The organism is Streptomyces phytophilus, assembly GCF_013870535.1.
In the GTDB taxonomy this organism is placed as follows: domain Bacteria; phylum Actinomycetota; class Actinomycetes; order Streptomycetales; family Streptomycetaceae; genus Streptomyces; species Streptomyces phytophilus.
The window spans coordinates 1-15,217 of the sequence record NZ_JACBXC010000045.1 but is presented as its reverse complement, the minus strand read 5'-3'; the positions used below and the strand labels follow the sequence as shown (position 1 = coordinate 15,217).

Genomic DNA, 15,217 nt, shown 5'->3' with positions numbered 1-15,217 from the left:
GCGAACGGCGCGGTCTCGGTGACCATGCCGGCCGCGGGGTGGAGTCCGGCGGCCAGGGCGGCGCAGCCGGTGATCACGGTCGTGGCGACGGAGCCGCGGGCGCCGATGAGCCAGACGCCGGTATCGGCCGTCGCCGGGGTCGCCGGTTGCGGCGCTGTGTCTTGTGGATGGACCGTCACGGCTGCTGCCTCCCACGTGTGTTCAGTTCAGATGCACGGTGCGCCCGCGGGCGGGAGGCGTCGTGACCTCCCGCCCGCGGCGTTCACGGGAGATCCTTGACCAGGATGTTGCGGAACGACACCTGGTCGTCGGCACCGTGGTTTTGGATCCCGATATGTCCGTCCGCGAGGCTGCGGGCGGGGTCGGTGTTGGTGAAGTCGTTGATCTTCACGTCGTTGAGCCAGATCTGCAGGTGCTCACCCTCGACGCGCAGCTCGAAGGTGTTCCACTCCCCCGGCGGGTTGAGCGCCTCGTCGCGCGCGGCGATGTCGGCGGACTGGAAGCCGTAGACGGCACCGGTGGTGCGGTCCGGGGAGTCGGTGGCGTCGATCTGGATCTCGTAGCCGTTGTTCACGGCGGACCAGGGGTCGTCGGACGGCGGGAACCCGATGAAGACGCCGGAGTTGTCGTCACCCTCCATGCGCCAGTCGAGCTTGAGGGAGTACGAGGTGAACTCCTTGGCCTCGTACCACAGCATGCCCATGCCCCCTTCCGAGGTCAGGGTGCCGTCCTCCAGGCGGAACGAGCCGGGACCGGCCTGCTTCCAGCCTTCCGTGGAGGTGCCGTCGAAGATCGGAGTGTAGTCGCTCTCGGCAGAACTGCAGTCCGACTCGACGGCCCCGGTGGCGTACTGGATGCCGCCGAGGAGGTGCGTGCGGAAGTCCGGCTCCGCGTACGACTCCTTGGTGTGCCCGCCGCCGGTGTAGAAGGACCGGCCGTTCTCGTACGTCTGGCACCAGGCGATGGGGTGGTCCCCGCCCATGTTCCCGCCGGTGTACGAGCTCTCGTCGAGGGTGGCCAGCACCCGGGCCTGGCCGCGGGGGTTGGTGCGGTAGTTGTACCACTCGTCGAAGCGCACCCAGTCCTCGCCCAGGTGGGCGGTGGCCGGGTGGTCATGGTCCTCGACCTTAACCGTGGCCTCCTGGTTGTGCGGGTGCGAGTCGAAGTACGCGCCGACGAGGCCGCCGTAGAACGGCCAGTCGTACTCGGTGTCGGCCGCCGCGTGCACGCCGACGTAGCCGCCGCCGGCGGCGACGTAGTCCTCGAAGGCGCGCTGCTGGCTGTCGTCGAGGACGTCGCCGGTGGTGGAGAGGAAGACGACGGCGTCGTACTGCTGGAGGTTGCCGGGCGTGAACGCGCCGGCGTCCTCGGTGGCGTCGACGGTGAAGCCGTTGTCGGCGCCGAGCTGCTGGATGGTCGAGATGCCGTCGGGGATGGAGTCGTGGCGGAAGCCGGCGGTCTTGGAGAAGACGAGCACGTGCTCGCCCTCCACCTTCTCCGTGGGCTTCTCGGCGACGGCGGAGGTGTTCATGGCCACGGTGGCGAGCAAGGCGGTCGCCGCCGCGAGGGCGATGCGTCCGGGAGCTTTCATATGGGGGCGCTCCTTTGAGGGTCTCGTCGGGTGGACGCCCCGCCGGCCGGAGCCGGCGGGGCGGTGGGGGGAGCTATCCGGTGGTGAGGGTGAAGTCGTCGATGTCGAACAGCGCACCGGCGCCGCCGACGAAGACGAGGTACAGCTCGGTGGTGCCGTCCGGGGCGCCCGACAGGTCTGCCGTGACGTCCTGGAACGTGTCCCATCCGCCGGTGACGGGCACCTCGGTGGAGCCGAGGAGCGTTCCGTCGGGGCCGCCCGCGCGCACCTGGAGGGTGCCGCCGACGCCGGCGGAGGCGATCCGGGCGGTCAACTGGGTGGCGTCGGAGAGGACCCAGGGCCGGAAGGCGATCCAGTCGCCGTTGTCGATGTAGCCGACGGACTGGCCGCCGTTGGCGGCCGGCTTGTCCTGCGTCTCGACGCCCTGGGACGTGTCGAAGTGCTCGGCCTGGCGGTGCTTGGGCTGCAGCTTGGCCTGGTCGGTCCCGGTCAGGGCGTCCTGGCCGCCGCCTCCGCCGTCGGTGTACGTGGCGGTGAAGCCGCCGTAGAGGTTGGCGTTCGGGTCGTGCTCGCCGTCTGCGGCGGTCTTCAGCGTGCCTTCGCAGCCGTTCGCGGAGGCCATCTCGTGCCCGTGGGAGTCGTGGCCGAGGATGTACGCGACCCGGACCTTGGTGCAGTCGACGGTTCCGTCCTCGGGGTCGGTGACGGTGACCTCGAAGGGCACGTCGTCGCCGAAGGAGAAGGACTGGCCGTCCTGCGGCAGGCCGAGGGTCACGGTGGGCGCGGTGTTGCCCACCGTGATCTGCACGTTGGCGCTGCCGGTGAGGCCGTCGGGGTCGGAGACGGTGAGGGTGACGCTGTACGTGCCGTTGTCGGCGTACGTGTGCGCGGGGTGGGCCTCCTCGGAGGTGGCGCCGTCGCCGAAGTCCCAGGCGTACGTCAGACCGGCGCTGTCCGGGTCGGTCGTGCCCTCGGAGGAGAACCGCACGGCCAGGGGCGCCTGCCCGGAGGTGACGTCGGCCGACGCCGCGGCGACCGGGGAGGCGCCGCCGTTGATGGTCTCGATGCGGTAGAGGGCGGAGTTCTCGTCGCCGCCGAAGTAGCCGGTGCCGTAGTCGAGGACGTAGAGGGCGCCGTCGGGGCCGAAGTCCATGTCCATGACCTGGGTGCCGGACCAGGGGAAGTCGTTGATGGCGGAGACGGTGCCGTCGTCGCCCTGCTCGATCCGCTTGATCCACTTGCGGCCGAACTCGCCGGCGAAGAAGTCGCCCTCGTACTCCGCCGGGAAGGCGACGCCGGAGCCGGCGTCGACCTCGGCCTGGCGGTAGACGGGGCCGCCCATCGGGGACTGGGAGCCGTTGCCGAACTCGGGCGGGCCGTCGGGGTGGCCGTAGGGGATCCACGCGGCCTGGGCGGGCGGCAGCTCGGTCAGGCCGGTGTTGTGCGGCGAGTCGTTGACGGGCGCGCCGCAGTCGAAGGCGCCGCCGGAGGCTCCGGAGGCGAAGTCGTGGTCGATGTAGGCGTCGTTGTCGCCGGTGCAGTACGGCCAGCCGAAGTTGCCCGGCTCGCTGATGCGGTTGAACTCGACCTGGCCCGCGGGGCCGCGGGTGTCGCTGCCGGTGCCGGCGTCGGGGCCGTAGTCGCCGAGGTAGACGACGCCGGTGGCCTTGTCGACGCTCATCCGGAACGGGTTGCGGAAGCCCATGGCGTAGATCTCGGGCCTGGTCTTCTCCGTGCCGGGTGCGAAGAGGTTGCCGGCCGGGATGTCGTACGAGCCGTCCGCGTTGACCTTGATCCGCAGGACCTTGCCGCGCAGGTCGTTGGTGTTGGCGGCGGAGCGCTGGGCGTCGAACGCCGGGTTCCGGTCGGCGCGTTCGTCGATCGGCGTGTAGCCGTCGGAGGCGAACGGGTTGGTGTCGTCGCCGGTGGACAGGTACAGGTTGCCCTCGGCGTCGAAGTCGATGTCCCCGCCCACGTGGCAGCAGATCCCGCGGGAGGCCGGCACGTCGAGGATCCCCTGCTCGCTCCCCGTGTCCAGGGTGCCGTCGTCGTTGAGCACGAAGCGGGAGAGCCGGTTCACGCCGTCGAAGCGCTCGAAGTCGGCCGGGGAGCCCGTCTCGGGGGCGCCGCCGCCGGGGGTGTCGAGGGGCGGCGCGTAGTACAGGTAGACGAAGCGGTTCTCCTCGAAGCCCGGGTCGACGCCGACGCCCTGCAGACCCTCCTCGTCGTTGTTGTACACGGCCAGCTTGCCGGCCACCTTGGTCGTACCGGCGGCGTCCGTCAGCCGTACCGTGCCGTCGCGCGCGGTGTGCAGCACCGACCGGTCGGGCAGCACGGCCATCGTCATGGGCTCGCCCATCTCCGGCTCGCCCTTGGCCAGCGTCACCTGCTGGAACTCCGCCGCCTCGGGGGCAGGGTGGTCGTGGCCGGGGTGTGCTGAGCCGGTGGCGGACGTGCTCAGCACGAGAGCGGGCACGGCCAGCAGGGCCGCCACCGCCATCGCGATCGTTCTCCGGATCTTTCTGGTGGGCACCTGATCTCTCCTGCCGAGAGTGGGGGGTTTATGTCAGGGACATCACAGGAACGTAACCGTCTTTTGCAGGATAGAGAAGCCCTTTGACAGGACTTCAGTTGTCTTCATCCTTGATGCGGACAAAGTGTTCCCGGAACATGCCGGAGCGGCCCGGCGGCAGGTGCCACCGCCGGGCTGCGCTCCCCGCCTCGGCGGCGGTCAGTCGCCGCCGAAGGCGGCGTCGAACGACGCCTGCGGCGGCTCGAAGTCGAGCGCCTTGAGCGCCCGCAGCGCCTCCGGCGCGCCCTGCAGCCGGTCCATGCCGGCGTCCTCCCACTCCACCGAGATCGGCCCCGCGTAGTCGATCGAGCGGAGCATCCGGAAGACGTCCTCCCAGGGCACGTCGCCGTGGCCGGCCGAGACGAAGTCCCAGCCGCGGCGCGGGTCGCCCCACGGCAGGTGCGAGCCGAGCCGGCCGTTGCGGCCGTCGAGCCGCTTGCGGGCCTCCTTGCAGTCCACGTGGTAGATGCGGTCCTTGAAGTCCCACAGGAACCCGACCGGGTCGAGGTCCTGCCAGACGAAGTGGCTGGGGTCGAAGTTCAGCCCGAAGGCGGGCCGGTGGCCGACCGCCTCCATCGCCCGGTGCGTCGTCCAGTAGTCGTACGCGATCTCGGACGGGTGCACCTCGTGCGCGAAGCGCACGCCCTCGGCGTCGAACACGTCCAGGATCGGGTTCCAGCGGTCGGCGAAGTCCTGGTAGCCGCGCTCGATCATGTGCGGCGGCACCGGCGGGAACATCGCCACCAGATGCCAGATCGACGAGCCGGTGAAGCCGATGACGGTGTCGACGCCGAAGGCCGCCGCCGCCCGCGCGGTGTCGGCGATCTCGGCGGCGGCCCGCTGCCGGACGCCCTCGGGCTCGCCGTCGCCCCAGATCCGGGCCGGCAGGATGGCCTGGTGGCGCTCGTCGATGGGGTGGTCGCAGACCGCCTGGCCCACCAGGTGGTTGGAGATGGCCCAGCACTTCAGGCCGTACTTCTCCAGCAGCTGGTGGCGGCCGTCGAGGTAGCCGGGCTCGTTCAGGGCCTTGTCGACCTCGAAGTGGTCGCCCCAGCAGGCGAGTTCGAGGCCGTCGTAGCCGAAGTCGCGGGCCAGCCGGCAGACCTCCTCCAGGGGGAGGTCCGCCCACTGGCCGGTGAACAGGGTGAAGGACCGGGGCATCGTGCGCTGCCTCTTTCTCCGGAGGGCCTCCGGGGGTGGTCGGCTGATCCGGGTGGGGTCAGGGGGCTTGGTCGGGTTGCGTCACGGGGGTGTAGACGGCGTTCTTCTCCGCGCTCTCCTCGACGGCCGCCAGCACCCGCTGCACCTGCAGCCCGTCCGCGAAGGACGGCGCGGGCCGGGAGCCGGCGGCGATGGCGTGGACGAGGTCGCGGGCCTGGTGCACGAAGGTGTGCTCGTACCCGAGGCCGTGGCCCGGCGGCCACCACGCCTCCAGGTACGGGTGCTCCGGCTCGGTGACCAGGACCCGCCGGAAACCGGCGGTCCGGGCCGGCTCCGCGTGGTCGTGAAGCTGCAGCTCGTTCAGCCGCTCCAGGTCGAAGGAGAGCGAGCCGGACTCACCGTTCAGCTCCACCGACAGGGCGTTCTTGCGGCCCGCGGCCATCCGGCTGACCTCGAAGGACGCCAGCGCACCCGAGGCCATCCGGCCGGTGAACAGGGCGGCGTCGTCCACCGTGACCGGACCGCGCTCGCCGCCGCCGTCCGCGGCGCCGGAGAGCCCCGCCGCCGCGGACGGCAGCGGCCTCTCCTTGACGAACGTCTCCGTCTGCGCCGAGACGCCGACCAGCGGCTCGCCGGTCAGGAACTGCGCCAGGTCGACGATGTGCGCGCCGAGGTCGCCGAGCGCCCCGGAGCCCGCCTTCTCCCGCTGCATCCGCCAGGCGAGCGGAAACTCCGGGTCGACGAGCCAGTCCTGCAGGTACGTCACACGCACGTGCCGCAGCGCACCCAGCCGGCCGCCGGCGATCAGCTCGCGCGCGTACGCCAGTGCCGGCACCCGGCGGTAGTTGAAGCCGACCATGGCGAGCTGCCCGCGCTCCCGCGCCCGCGCCGCGGCCTCGGCCATCTCCTCGGCCTCGGCGACGGTGTTGGCGAGCGGCTTCTCGCACAGCACGTGCTTGCCCGCCTCCAGCGCGGCGATGGCGATCTCCGCGTGGCTGTCGCCCGGCGTGCAGACGTCGACGAGTTGCACGTCGTCCCGGGTGATGAGCCGGCGCCAGTCGGTCTCCGCGGCGGCCCAGCCCATCCGCCGGGCCGCGGTGGCCACCTTGTCCTCGTCGCGGCCGCAGATCGCGGCCATGACGGGAGTCAGCGGAAGGTCGAAGACCCGGGCGGCGGTCCGCCAGCCCTGCGAATGGGCCGCCCCCATGAACGCGTAGCCGACCATGCCGACCCCGAGCGCGGGTGCGGTCGTGTCGTGGGACATAGAACTCCTTGTCAGTAGGCTGCTTCCGGCGCGCCGCAGCGGTCGTTCCGGGATCCGGAAGGACGCTGCGGCTCCTGGCGCTGGATTCCCGTCAGTTGAAGCCGGTCGGCAGGTACTGGTCGATGTTGTCCTTGCTCACGACGGCGGAGTACAGCGTGATCGAGGCCGGGATCTCGAACTCTGCCATGCCCGAGACGCCCTTCTGCTGGCCGAGGGCGCGCGCGAGGTCGATCGCGGACGCGGCCATCGACGGCGGGTACAGGACGGTGGCCTTGATCACGGAGTCGTCGGCCTTGATGGAGTCCATCACCGCCTTGGAGCCGGCGCCGCCGACCATGATGAACTCGTCGCGGCCCGACTGGTCGATGGCCCGCTTGACGCCCACGCCCTGGTCGTCGTCGTGGTTCCACATGGCGTCGAACTCCGGCACGGCCTGCAGCAGGTCGGACATCTTGCGCTGGCCCGACTCGACGGTGAACTCGGCGGCCTGCCGGGCCACCTTCTCGATGTTGGGGTAGTTCTTCAGCGCGTCGTCGAAGCCCTTCGTGCGCTGCTGGGTCAGCTCCAGGTTGTCGAGCCCGGCCAGCTCGACGACCTTCGCGTTCTCCTTGCCCTTCAGCTGCTCGCCGATGAACCGGCCGGCGTTCAGGCCCATGCCGTAGTTGTCGCCGCCTATCCAGCAGCGGTACGCCTGCGGGTTGGCGAAGATCCGGTCCAGGTTGACGACCGGGATGCCGGCCTGCATGGCCTTCAGCCCCGCCTGCGTCATCGCCTTGCCGTCGGCCGGCAGGATGACCAGGACGTCGACCTTCTTGTTGATCAGGGAGTCGACCTGGCCGATCTGGGTGGCCGTGTCGTTCGACCCCTCGGTGATGTCGAGGGTGACGTCCTCGTACTTCTCCGCGCGCGAGCGCGCGTTGTCGTTGATGGCGTTGAGCCAGCCGTGGTCGGCCTCGGGGCCGGCGAAGCCGATGGTGACCGGCTTGCCGGGCTTGTCCTCCGAGACGTTCGCCTGCTGCTGCTCGGAGCCGCCGTCGTCGTCACCTTCGTCATTGCTGGTGCAACTGGTGAGGAAAGCGGCCGCCGAGACACCGGCGGCACCGAAGAGCATGTTTCTACGGCTGAAAGGCGATTCTGGCATGTGGGTGCGACCCTTCATTGCGTCGAGGACTTGCGCGAAGTCTGGTGTTGGATAAGGACGGCGGCGACGATGATCGCCCCCTTGGCGATGTCCTGAACCGCGCTCTGTACGTTGTTGAGGGCGAACAGGTTCGTGATGGTGGTGAAGACGAGCACGCCCAGCACCGAGCCGGTGATGGTGCCCCGGCCGCCGCTGAGCAGGGTGCCGCCGATGATCGCGGCGGCGATGGCGTCCAGTTCGTACAGGTTGCCGTTCGTGTTCTGGCCGGAGCCGCTGAGCGCGATGAGCATGAACGCCGCGATGCCGCAGCACAGGCCGGACACGACGTACAGCAGCAGCCGCTGCCGCTTGATGTCGATGCCGGCGAGCCGGGCGGCCTCGGGGTTGCCGCCGACCGCCACGGTGCGGCGGCCGAAGGTGGTGCGGTTGAGCACCACCCAGCCCAGGGCGGCGACGCCCAGGAAGATGAGCACCAGCGGCGGGATGCCGAGGATGCGGGAGTCCGCCGCCATGAGGTCCAGCACCGCGTCGACCTCGACGATCTGCGTCCCGCCGTCGCTCATCTGCTCGGCGAAGCCGCGCGCGGACGCGAGCATGGCGAGCGTGGCGATGAAGGGCACCAGATTGCCGAACGCGATGAGCACGCCGTTGACGAGCCCGCAGCCGACACCCACGGCGACAGAGCAGAAGAGCATGCCGGCCAGGCCGTAGTCCTGGGTGGCCTGCGTGGTCGCCCAGACCGAGGCGAGGGCGACGATGGCGCCGACCGAGAGGTCGATGCCCCCGCCGATGATCACCAGCGTCATGCCGATGGTGACCACGCCGATCGCCGACGACTGGACGAGGATGAGCCGGACGTTGTCGACATCCAGGAACTGGTCGGGCTTGGTGATGGCGCCGACGACGGCCAGCACGCCGAGGACGCCGAGCAGCGCCACCAGTCTCAGGTCCACGTAACTCTGCCAGCCGGCGGCGGAGCCGTTCCCCTTCGGCTTCTCCGGCGCCGCGGGCGCGGAGAGCGAGTCCGATTTGCTCAACACTTACGAGGTCCCTTCCATGACGAGGTCGAGCACCCGGTGCTCGTCGAGGTCCCGGGCCGGGGCGGTGTGCACGACCTGGCCCTCGCGCAGCACGAGGACCCGGTCGGCGAGGCCGAGGACCTCGGGGAGTTCGCTGGAGACGAGCAGGACCGCGACGCCTTCGTCGGCGAGCCTGCGGATGAGCGCGTACAACTCGGCGCGGGCGCCGACGTCCACGCCGCGGGTCGGCTCGTCCAGCAGCAGCACGCGGCAGTCGCGCAGCAGCCAGCGCGCGAGCACGGCCTTCTGCTGGTTGCCGCCGGAGAGCGTGCGGACGAGGGCGTCGGGGTTGTCGGGGCGCAGCGACAGGTCGCGTACGGCCGCCCGGGCCGCGGACCGCTCCCCCGAGCGGTCGAGCCAGCCGCCGGTGGAGAAGCGGGGGAGCGAGGAGATCGAGACGTTGCGGCTGACGGACTCCGTCATCAGCAGCGCCTGGGCCTTGCGCTCCTCGGGGGCCAGCCCGATGCCCGCCTTGACGGCGGCGGTGACGCTGCCGGGGCGCAGCGGGCGGCCGTCGACGAGCACCCGGCCGGCGGTCGGCTTGCGCGCGCCGAAGACGGTCTCCAGGATCTCCGAGCGGCCGGAGCCGACCAGGCCCGCCAGACCGACGATCTCGCCGGGGGCGATCTGGAGGTCCACCGGCGCGAACTCGCCCTGCCTGGCCAGCCCTTCGAGGGTGAGCACGGGCTGCTTGCCCGCGCCGGGGGCCTCCGGCCGCTCGGGGAAGACGTGCGCGACGTTCCGGCCGGTCATCAGGGTGACGATCTCGTTGGTCGACGTGCTCTGCGCGGGCAGTCCGCGGGCGACGGCGCGGCCGTCCTTCAGGACGGTGACGCGGTCGCCGATGCGGCGGATCTCCTCCAGCCGGTGGGAGATGTAGACGACGGCGACGCCCTGCGCGGTGAGGTCGGCGACGATGCGGAAGAGGTTGTCGACCTCGTCGGGGTCGAGGGCGGCGGACGGCTCGTCCATGACGATGAGCTTCACGTCGTGGGAGAGCGCGCGGGCCATGGAGACCACCTGCTGGCCGGCGGCGGAGAGGTTGCCGACGATGGTGGCGGCGGATATCTCCGGGTGGCCGAGCCGGCCCAGCAGGTCCTGGGCGGCGGTGTGCGCCTCGCGGGCCTTGATGAACCCGCCGGAGGAGCGCTCGTGGCCCAGGAAGACGTTCTCCGCCACCGACACGTGCCGCACCAGGTCGAGTTCCTGGTAGATGGTGGAGATGCCCAGGCGCATGGCGGCCACGGGCGACTTCAGCGCGGTCTGTTCGCCCTGCCAGACGATGGTGCCCTCGTCGGGCTGGTGGGCGCCGGCCAGGACCTTGATGAGCGTGGACTTGCCGGCGCCGTTCTGGCCGAGCAGGCAGTGCACCTCGCCGGCCACGACGTCGAGGTCGACGCCGTCGAGCGCACGGACGCCGGGGAAGGACTTGGTGATCCCCGCCATGGTGAGCAGGGGTGTGGCGGGGGTGGGCGGCGTATCGGAAGTGGGCGCCATGTACGGATCTCCTCGGCGGTGCTCCGACTGCGCCTGCGCAGGGGCAGGTTGGGCAGGGCGGAGCGCAAACGGGCGGGTTCACCGGGTGGTGCGGGTGGTGCGGGTGGAGTGGTCGGGGCAGCGGGGTGGGTGGTGCGGGGGCGTGCCCGGGCGGTGCCGCGGTCGGCCGGGGTTGCTGCGGTGGTGCGGGTGGTACGGGTCGGTACGGGGTGGTGCGGGAGTGCGCAGTGGTAGGGGTGGTGCTGCTGGTGCTGAGGTGCTGAGGTGCTGCGTGCGTCGAACCGGGGTGGTGCGGGCCGTACGGTGCTGCGCGGGTGTCCCCGCCCGGCGTCAGGCGGGCGAGAACAGGTGGTCGCTGGTGAGCCGGGCGGCGCCGATCACGCCCGCGGTGGGGCCCAGCTCGCCGAGCACGATGGGGAGGTTGCCGGTCGCCAGCGGCAGTGACTGGCGGTAGACCTGGGTGCGGATGGCGGCGAGCAGCGTGTGGCCGAGGCCGGTGACGCCGCCGCCGATGACCACGAGCCCCGGGTTGAAGAAGCTGACCAGGCCGGCGATGACCTGGCCGGTACGGGTGCCGCCCTCGCGGATGAGGTCCAGCGCGACCGCGTCGCCGGCGGTCGCCGCCACGGCGACGTCCTTGGCCTCCAGTTCGCCGGTCTCCTCCAGCCGGGCGGCCAACTGCGCGGAGCGGCCCTCGCGGGCGGCGCTCTCGGCGTCCCGGGCGAGGGCCGAACCGCCGAAGTACGCCTCCAGGCAGCCGCGGTTACCGCAGGCGCACGGGCGCCCGTCCACCTCCACCTGGATGTGGCCGATGTCGCCGGCGCTGCCGTTCGTACCGCGGTAGACCTCGCCGCCGACCAGGATGCCGCAGCCGATGCCGGTACCGATCTTGACGTAGAGGAAGTCCCGTACGGCGCGGGCGACGCCGGCGTGCTGCTCGCCCTGGGCCATGATGTTCACGTCGTTGTCGACCATGACCGGGCAGCCCAGCTCCTGGCTGAGGGCCTCGCGGACCGGGAAGCCGTCCCAGCCGGGCATGATCGGCGGCGCGACCGGCACGCCCTCGGGGAAGCGGACGGGACCCGGGACGCCGATGCCGGCGCCGTCGAAGCCCTCCGCCACCCCGGAGGCGCGGAGCTTGGCCGCCATCGCCAGCGCCTGCTCGAAGACCGCGACCGGGCCCTCGCGCACGTCCATGGGCTGGTTCAGATGGCCGAGCACCTCCAGCTCCGCGTTGGTGACCGCCACGTCGATGGAGGTGGCGCCGATGTCGACACCGAGGAAGCGCAGCGAGGGCGCCAGGCGGATGTTGTGCGACCTGCGTCCGCCCCGGGAGGCGGCGAGGCCGTCGGCGACCACGAGTCCGGTCTGCAGCAGCCGGTCGATCTCGACCGCCAGCTTGGACCGGGACAGTTCCACCTGGTCGCCGAGCTGCGCCCGGGAGTTCGGACCGCCGTCACGCAGCAGGCGGAGCAGTCGCGCCTGGTGCGCGTTCGCGGGCCGAGCTGTCATGCGCCTCACGCCACTCCTCCCCGGCTTCGCGTACGCGATGTCGTACGCCGTCGTCGGCTTGCAACTTTCAACGGGGAACGTAGCAGTGCTTCGCCACTGAGGGAAGAAGTTCTGCAGGAATCGGTATCTACTTTCTCCTCCGCCAGGACAAAGGTCGGGTCCTTGTCGGCGGCGTACGCTGACCGGCATGGGTCGGGTGACGGTGCGGCGTCCGGTGGTGCGGGTGCGCGGGGGGCGGGTGGACCGGCGGGCGGACACGCTGGTGGCGGAGGAGCCGCTGGAGATCCGGCTGGAGGGCCGGGCGCTGGCGATCACGATGCGGACACCGGGGGACGACTTCGCCTTGGCGGCCGGGTTCCTGGTCAGCGAAGGGGTGCTGGCGCGGGGCGAGGAACTGGCGTCGGTGACGTACTGCGCGGGGGCGGTGGACGGCGCCGAGGGCGGCAACACGTACAACGTCGTGGATGTCCGGCCGGCCGCCGGGGTGGAGCTGCCGAAGATCACGCTGGAGCGGAACTTCTCTACGACGTCGTCGTGCGGGCTGTGCGGGAAGGCGAGCCTGGACGCGGTCCGCACCACCACCCGCTGGCCGGTCGCCCGGGACGACGGGATGCGGCTGACGACCGGGGTGCTGGCCGTGCTGCCGGACCGGCTGCGGGCCGGGCAGCGGGTCTTCGACCGCACCGGCGGCCTGCACGCCGCCGCGCTGTTCACGCCGGACGGGGAGCTGATCGACCTGCGCGAGGACGTGGGCCGCCACAACGCCGTCGACAAGTTGATCGGCCGTGCTCTCCAGCAGGACCGGCTCCCGCTGAGCGACACCGTGCTGATGGTCTCCGGCCGCGCCTCCTTCGAACTGGCCCAGAAGGCCGCGATGGCCGGGATCCCCGTACTTGCCGCGGTCTCGGCGCCCTCCTCCCTGGCCGTCGACCTCGCCGCCGAGACCGGGATGACACTGGTCGCCTTCCTGCGCGGCGACACCATGAACGTCTACGCGGGCGAACACCGCATCGCGCTGTAGCCGCCGGGACGGGAGGTGGACAGTGTCCACCTCCGTGGTAGACACTGTCCACCATGACCGCGGACACCCGTGCGCGCCTGCTCCAGGCCGCGCTCGAACTACTCGACGAGCGAGGCGTCGACGCCCTCACCCTGCGCGCCATCGCGCGGCGCTGCGGGGTCTCGCACGGCGCACCGCTCAAGCACTTCCCGCACCGCGCGGCCCTGCTGTCGGCCGTCGCCACCCAGGGGTTCCACGAGTTGCAGGACTGGGTCGGCCAGGCGCTGGCGAAGCTGCCGGCGGACGCGAGCCCGGCGCGGCGGCTGCGTACGGGCACGCGCGCGTACGTGGAGTACGCCGTGGCCCGGCCCGAGATGTTCGCGCTGATGTTCCGCCGCGACCTGCTCGACCCGCACGACCGCGAACTGGGCCGCGCCTCGCTCGGCGGCTTCGAGAACCTCGTCCGCCTCGTCGAGGCCCGGCAGGCCGAGGACTGGCGGGCGGACGCCGACCCGCGGCTGCTCACCGGCGCCCTGTGGTCCGCCATGCACGGCACCGCCGAGCTGTGGTCCTGGGGCTCCCTGCCGCTGGCCACCGGCGCGGAGACCATCGACGACGTACTCGACGGCCTCTGCGAGGCGTTCGAGATCGGCCCACCCACCGCACGAGGAAAGCGAACCACGCCATGACCAGCACCCCTCCCCCGGACTTCGACCGCGAGACCGCCGTCCACCCGCGGCCGGGCGAGCCCGGCGCGTACGACGCGGACCTGCCCGGCGCATGGAAGGTCGGCCAGGGCATCAACGGCGGAGTGCTGCTGTCGATGACGGCCCGCGCCCTGTCCGCGGAACTCGGCACCCCCCGCGACGACCGCCCCGGCCACCCGGACCCCCTGTCGGTCTCCGCGTACTACCTGTCCACCGCCACCGCGGGCCCGGCGGTCGTCCGCACCGAGACGGTCCGCCGCGGCAACTCCGTCTCCCACGGCGCCGCGGAACTCCTCCAGCAGGACCCGGAGACCGGGCTGCCGGCCCCCCGGCTGCGCGTCCTGGCGGCGTACGGCGCCCTCGCCGACCAGCCCGACGACGTCCGCACGTCCGCGAAGCCGCCCGCGCTGGCCCCGGTGGAGGAGTGCATAGGCAGCCACGCGGCTCCGCCGGAGTTCCGCGCGGAGTCCCCGATGCTGACCCGCACCGACCTCCGGCTGGACCCGTCGTGCGTGGGCTGGGCGGTCGGCGCCCCGTCGGGCCGCGGCGAGATGAAGGGCTGGTTCCGCCTCCCCGAGACCCGCGACCCGGACCCCCTGCTCCTCCTGACGGTGCTCGACATCCTCCCCCCGGTCAGCTTCGACCTGGGCGTGATCGGCTGGGCCCCGACGCTGGAACTGACGGCCCACGTACGCGCGAGCCCCGCGCCGGGCCGGCTGCGGGTGATCCACACGACGCGCAACGTGGCGGGCGGCTACATGGAGGAGGACGCGGAGATCTGGGACTCGGCCGACCGCCTGGTGGCCCAGTCCCGCCAACTCGCCCGCCTCCCCCGGCAGTCCTGACCGGGGCCGGCCTGCGGGGACCGGCTCCCGCCCGCGGGCCGGGGCGGGGTTGACACACTGGGTCATGTCCATGACTGTCGAGGCCGGTCGGTGAGACGAGTTCCGGTTCCGGGCGCGTACCACCGACGACACGCCGCCGACACGGAGGTACGTGGATGGGGGAGCCGACGTTCGGACTCCTGGGGCCGCTGCGTGTGTGGGCGGAAGGCGTCCCGGTCCGCATCGGCGGGCCGAAGCCGCGGGCGGCGCTCGCGACGCTGCTGCTCCAGCCCGGCCGCTTCGTCTCCGTCGACGTGCTGACGGAGGTGCTGTGGCCGGGCGGGGCACCGCCGTCGGCCGTGGCCAACGTCCGCACGTACGTCCGCAACCTGCGCCGGGCGCTGTCCGCCGCGGGCATCTCCGCCGCGGGGCTGCGGACCGAGCCCTCCGGCTACGCGATCGATGTGGCGCCGGACGACGTCGACATGCTGCTCTTCGAACGACACCTGGACCGGGCCCGCGCGGCCCGCGACCGGGGCGACGACGTCGCCGCGCTGCACGGCTACGAGACGGCGCTCGGCCTCTGGCGCGGCGGCGTGCTCCAGGACGTACCGGCGAGCGTGATCTGGGACCCCGGCGTCACCAGGCTTGAGGAGCTGCGCGCGACCGCGGTCGACGAGTGCCTCGGGGTCCGGCTGCGGCTGCGGGACTACGCGCTCCTCCTCGCCGAGCTGCGCTCCCGGCTCACCGAGGATCCGCTGCGGGAGGACCTGTGGCGGATGCTCGTACGCGCGCTGCACGACTCGGGCCGTACGACCGAGGCGCGCTCCGCCTACGCCGAGGCCGAGCGCGTGCTGGCCGCCGAACTC

General features: G+C 71.9%; 12 protein-coding genes and 1 pseudogene. 4 read left to right on the top strand and 9 right to left on the bottom strand.

Going from position 1 to position 15,217, the window contains the following annotated elements; genetic code table 11:
* From H5J30_RS36425 to H5J30_RS05195, 9 genes and pseudogenes are all read right to left on the bottom strand, one after another.
* A pseudogene (locus H5J30_RS36425) lies at window positions 1–179 on the bottom strand (inositol-3-phosphate synthase); the annotation flags it as partial.
* 83 nt (window positions 180–262) lie between these two features.
* Complete coding sequence (locus H5J30_RS05230; RefSeq protein ID WP_181785975.1) at window positions 263–1,591, bottom strand: ThuA domain-containing protein; 1,329 nt, start codon at window positions 1,589–1,591, stop codon at window positions 263–265.
* Window positions 1,592–1,664: 73 nt separating this feature from the next.
* Window positions 1,665–4,124 (bottom strand): PQQ-dependent sugar dehydrogenase, encoded by a 2,460-nt coding sequence (locus H5J30_RS05225; RefSeq protein WP_445194935.1) that lies wholly within the window; start codon window positions 4,122–4,124, stop codon window positions 1,665–1,667.
* A 198-nt stretch (window positions 4,125–4,322) separates the two neighbouring features.
* The gene (locus H5J30_RS05220; RefSeq protein ID WP_181785974.1) at window positions 4,323–5,324 is read right to left on the bottom strand and encodes a sugar phosphate isomerase/epimerase family protein; all 1,002 of its coding nucleotides are present in this window, start codon (window positions 5,322–5,324) and stop codon (window positions 4,323–4,325) included.
* Between the two features lie 58 nt (window positions 5,325–5,382).
* On the bottom strand, window positions 5,383–6,588 hold the full coding sequence (locus H5J30_RS05215) for a Gfo/Idh/MocA family protein (protein WP_181785973.1): 1,206 nt from the start codon (window positions 6,586–6,588) through the stop codon (window positions 5,383–5,385).
* Window positions 6,589–6,679: 91 nt separating this feature from the next.
* Complete coding sequence (locus H5J30_RS05210; protein ID WP_374100943.1) at window positions 6,680–7,699, bottom strand: substrate-binding domain-containing protein; 1,020 nt, start codon at window positions 7,697–7,699, stop codon at window positions 6,680–6,682.
* 44 nt (window positions 7,700–7,743) lie between these two features.
* Window positions 7,744–8,769: an ABC transporter permease gene (locus H5J30_RS05205; protein ID WP_181785971.1), complete on the bottom strand. Its 1,026-nt coding sequence runs from the start codon at window positions 8,767–8,769 to the stop codon at window positions 7,744–7,746.
* Window positions 8,770–10,305 (bottom strand): sugar ABC transporter ATP-binding protein, encoded by a 1,536-nt coding sequence (locus H5J30_RS05200; RefSeq protein ID WP_181785970.1) that lies wholly within the window; start codon window positions 10,303–10,305, stop codon window positions 8,770–8,772.
* Between the two features lie 330 nt (window positions 10,306–10,635).
* Window positions 10,636–11,817, bottom strand: coding sequence for an ROK family transcriptional regulator (locus tag H5J30_RS05195; RefSeq protein WP_181785969.1), 1,182 nt, complete (start codon window positions 11,815–11,817; stop codon window positions 10,636–10,638).
* Window positions 11,818–12,004: 187 nt separating this feature from the next.
* Between H5J30_RS05195 and fdhD the strand changes: the two genes are divergently transcribed.
* From fdhD to H5J30_RS05175, 4 genes are all read left to right on the top strand, one after another.
* Complete coding sequence (fdhD, locus tag H5J30_RS05190) at window positions 12,005–12,838, top strand: formate dehydrogenase accessory sulfurtransferase FdhD (RefSeq protein ID WP_181785968.1); 834 nt, start codon at window positions 12,005–12,007, stop codon at window positions 12,836–12,838.
* Between the two features lie 53 nt (window positions 12,839–12,891).
* Window positions 12,892–13,506: a TetR/AcrR family transcriptional regulator gene (locus H5J30_RS05185; protein ID WP_181785967.1), complete on the top strand. Its 615-nt coding sequence runs from the start codon at window positions 12,892–12,894 to the stop codon at window positions 13,504–13,506.
* Window positions 13,503–14,369, top strand: coding sequence for a thioesterase family protein (locus H5J30_RS05180; RefSeq protein ID WP_181785966.1), 867 nt, complete (start codon window positions 13,503–13,505; stop codon window positions 14,367–14,369). The genes H5J30_RS05185 and H5J30_RS05180 overlap by 4 nt, the downstream gene beginning before the upstream one ends.
* A gap of 155 nt (window positions 14,370–14,524) precedes the next feature.
* Window positions 14,525–15,217: AfsR/SARP family transcriptional regulator (locus H5J30_RS05175; RefSeq protein WP_181785965.1), on the top strand; the 693-nt coding region annotated here is incomplete at its 3' end.

Coding starts and splice junctions, on each gene's coding strand:
- H5J30_RS05230 (WP_181785975.1), bottom strand. CDS start 1,591: ATGAAAGCTCCCGGACGCATCGCCCTCGCGGCGGCGACCGCCTTGCTC.
- H5J30_RS05220 (WP_181785974.1), bottom strand. CDS start 5,324: ATGCCCCGGTCCTTCACCCTGTTCACCGGCCAGTGGGCGGACCTCCCC.
- H5J30_RS05215 (WP_181785973.1), bottom strand. CDS start 6,588: ATGTCCCACGACACGACCGCACCCGCGCTCGGGGTCGGCATGGTCGGC.
- H5J30_RS05210 (WP_374100943.1), bottom strand. CDS start 7,699: ATGCTCTTCGGTGCCGCCGGTGTCTCGGCGGCCGCTTTCCTCACCAGT.
- H5J30_RS05200 (WP_181785970.1), bottom strand. CDS start 10,305: ATGGCGCCCACTTCCGATACGCCGCCCACCCCCGCCACACCCCTGCTC.
- H5J30_RS05195 (WP_181785969.1), bottom strand. CDS start 11,817: ATGACAGCTCGGCCCGCGAACGCGCACCAGGCGCGACTGCTCCGCCTG.
- fdhD (WP_181785968.1), top strand. CDS start 12,005: ATGGGTCGGGTGACGGTGCGGCGTCCGGTGGTGCGGGTGCGCGGGGGG.
- H5J30_RS05185 (WP_181785967.1), top strand. CDS start 12,892: ATGACCGCGGACACCCGTGCGCGCCTGCTCCAGGCCGCGCTCGAACTA.
- H5J30_RS05180 (WP_181785966.1), top strand. CDS start 13,503: ATGACCAGCACCCCTCCCCCGGACTTCGACCGCGAGACCGCCGTCCAC.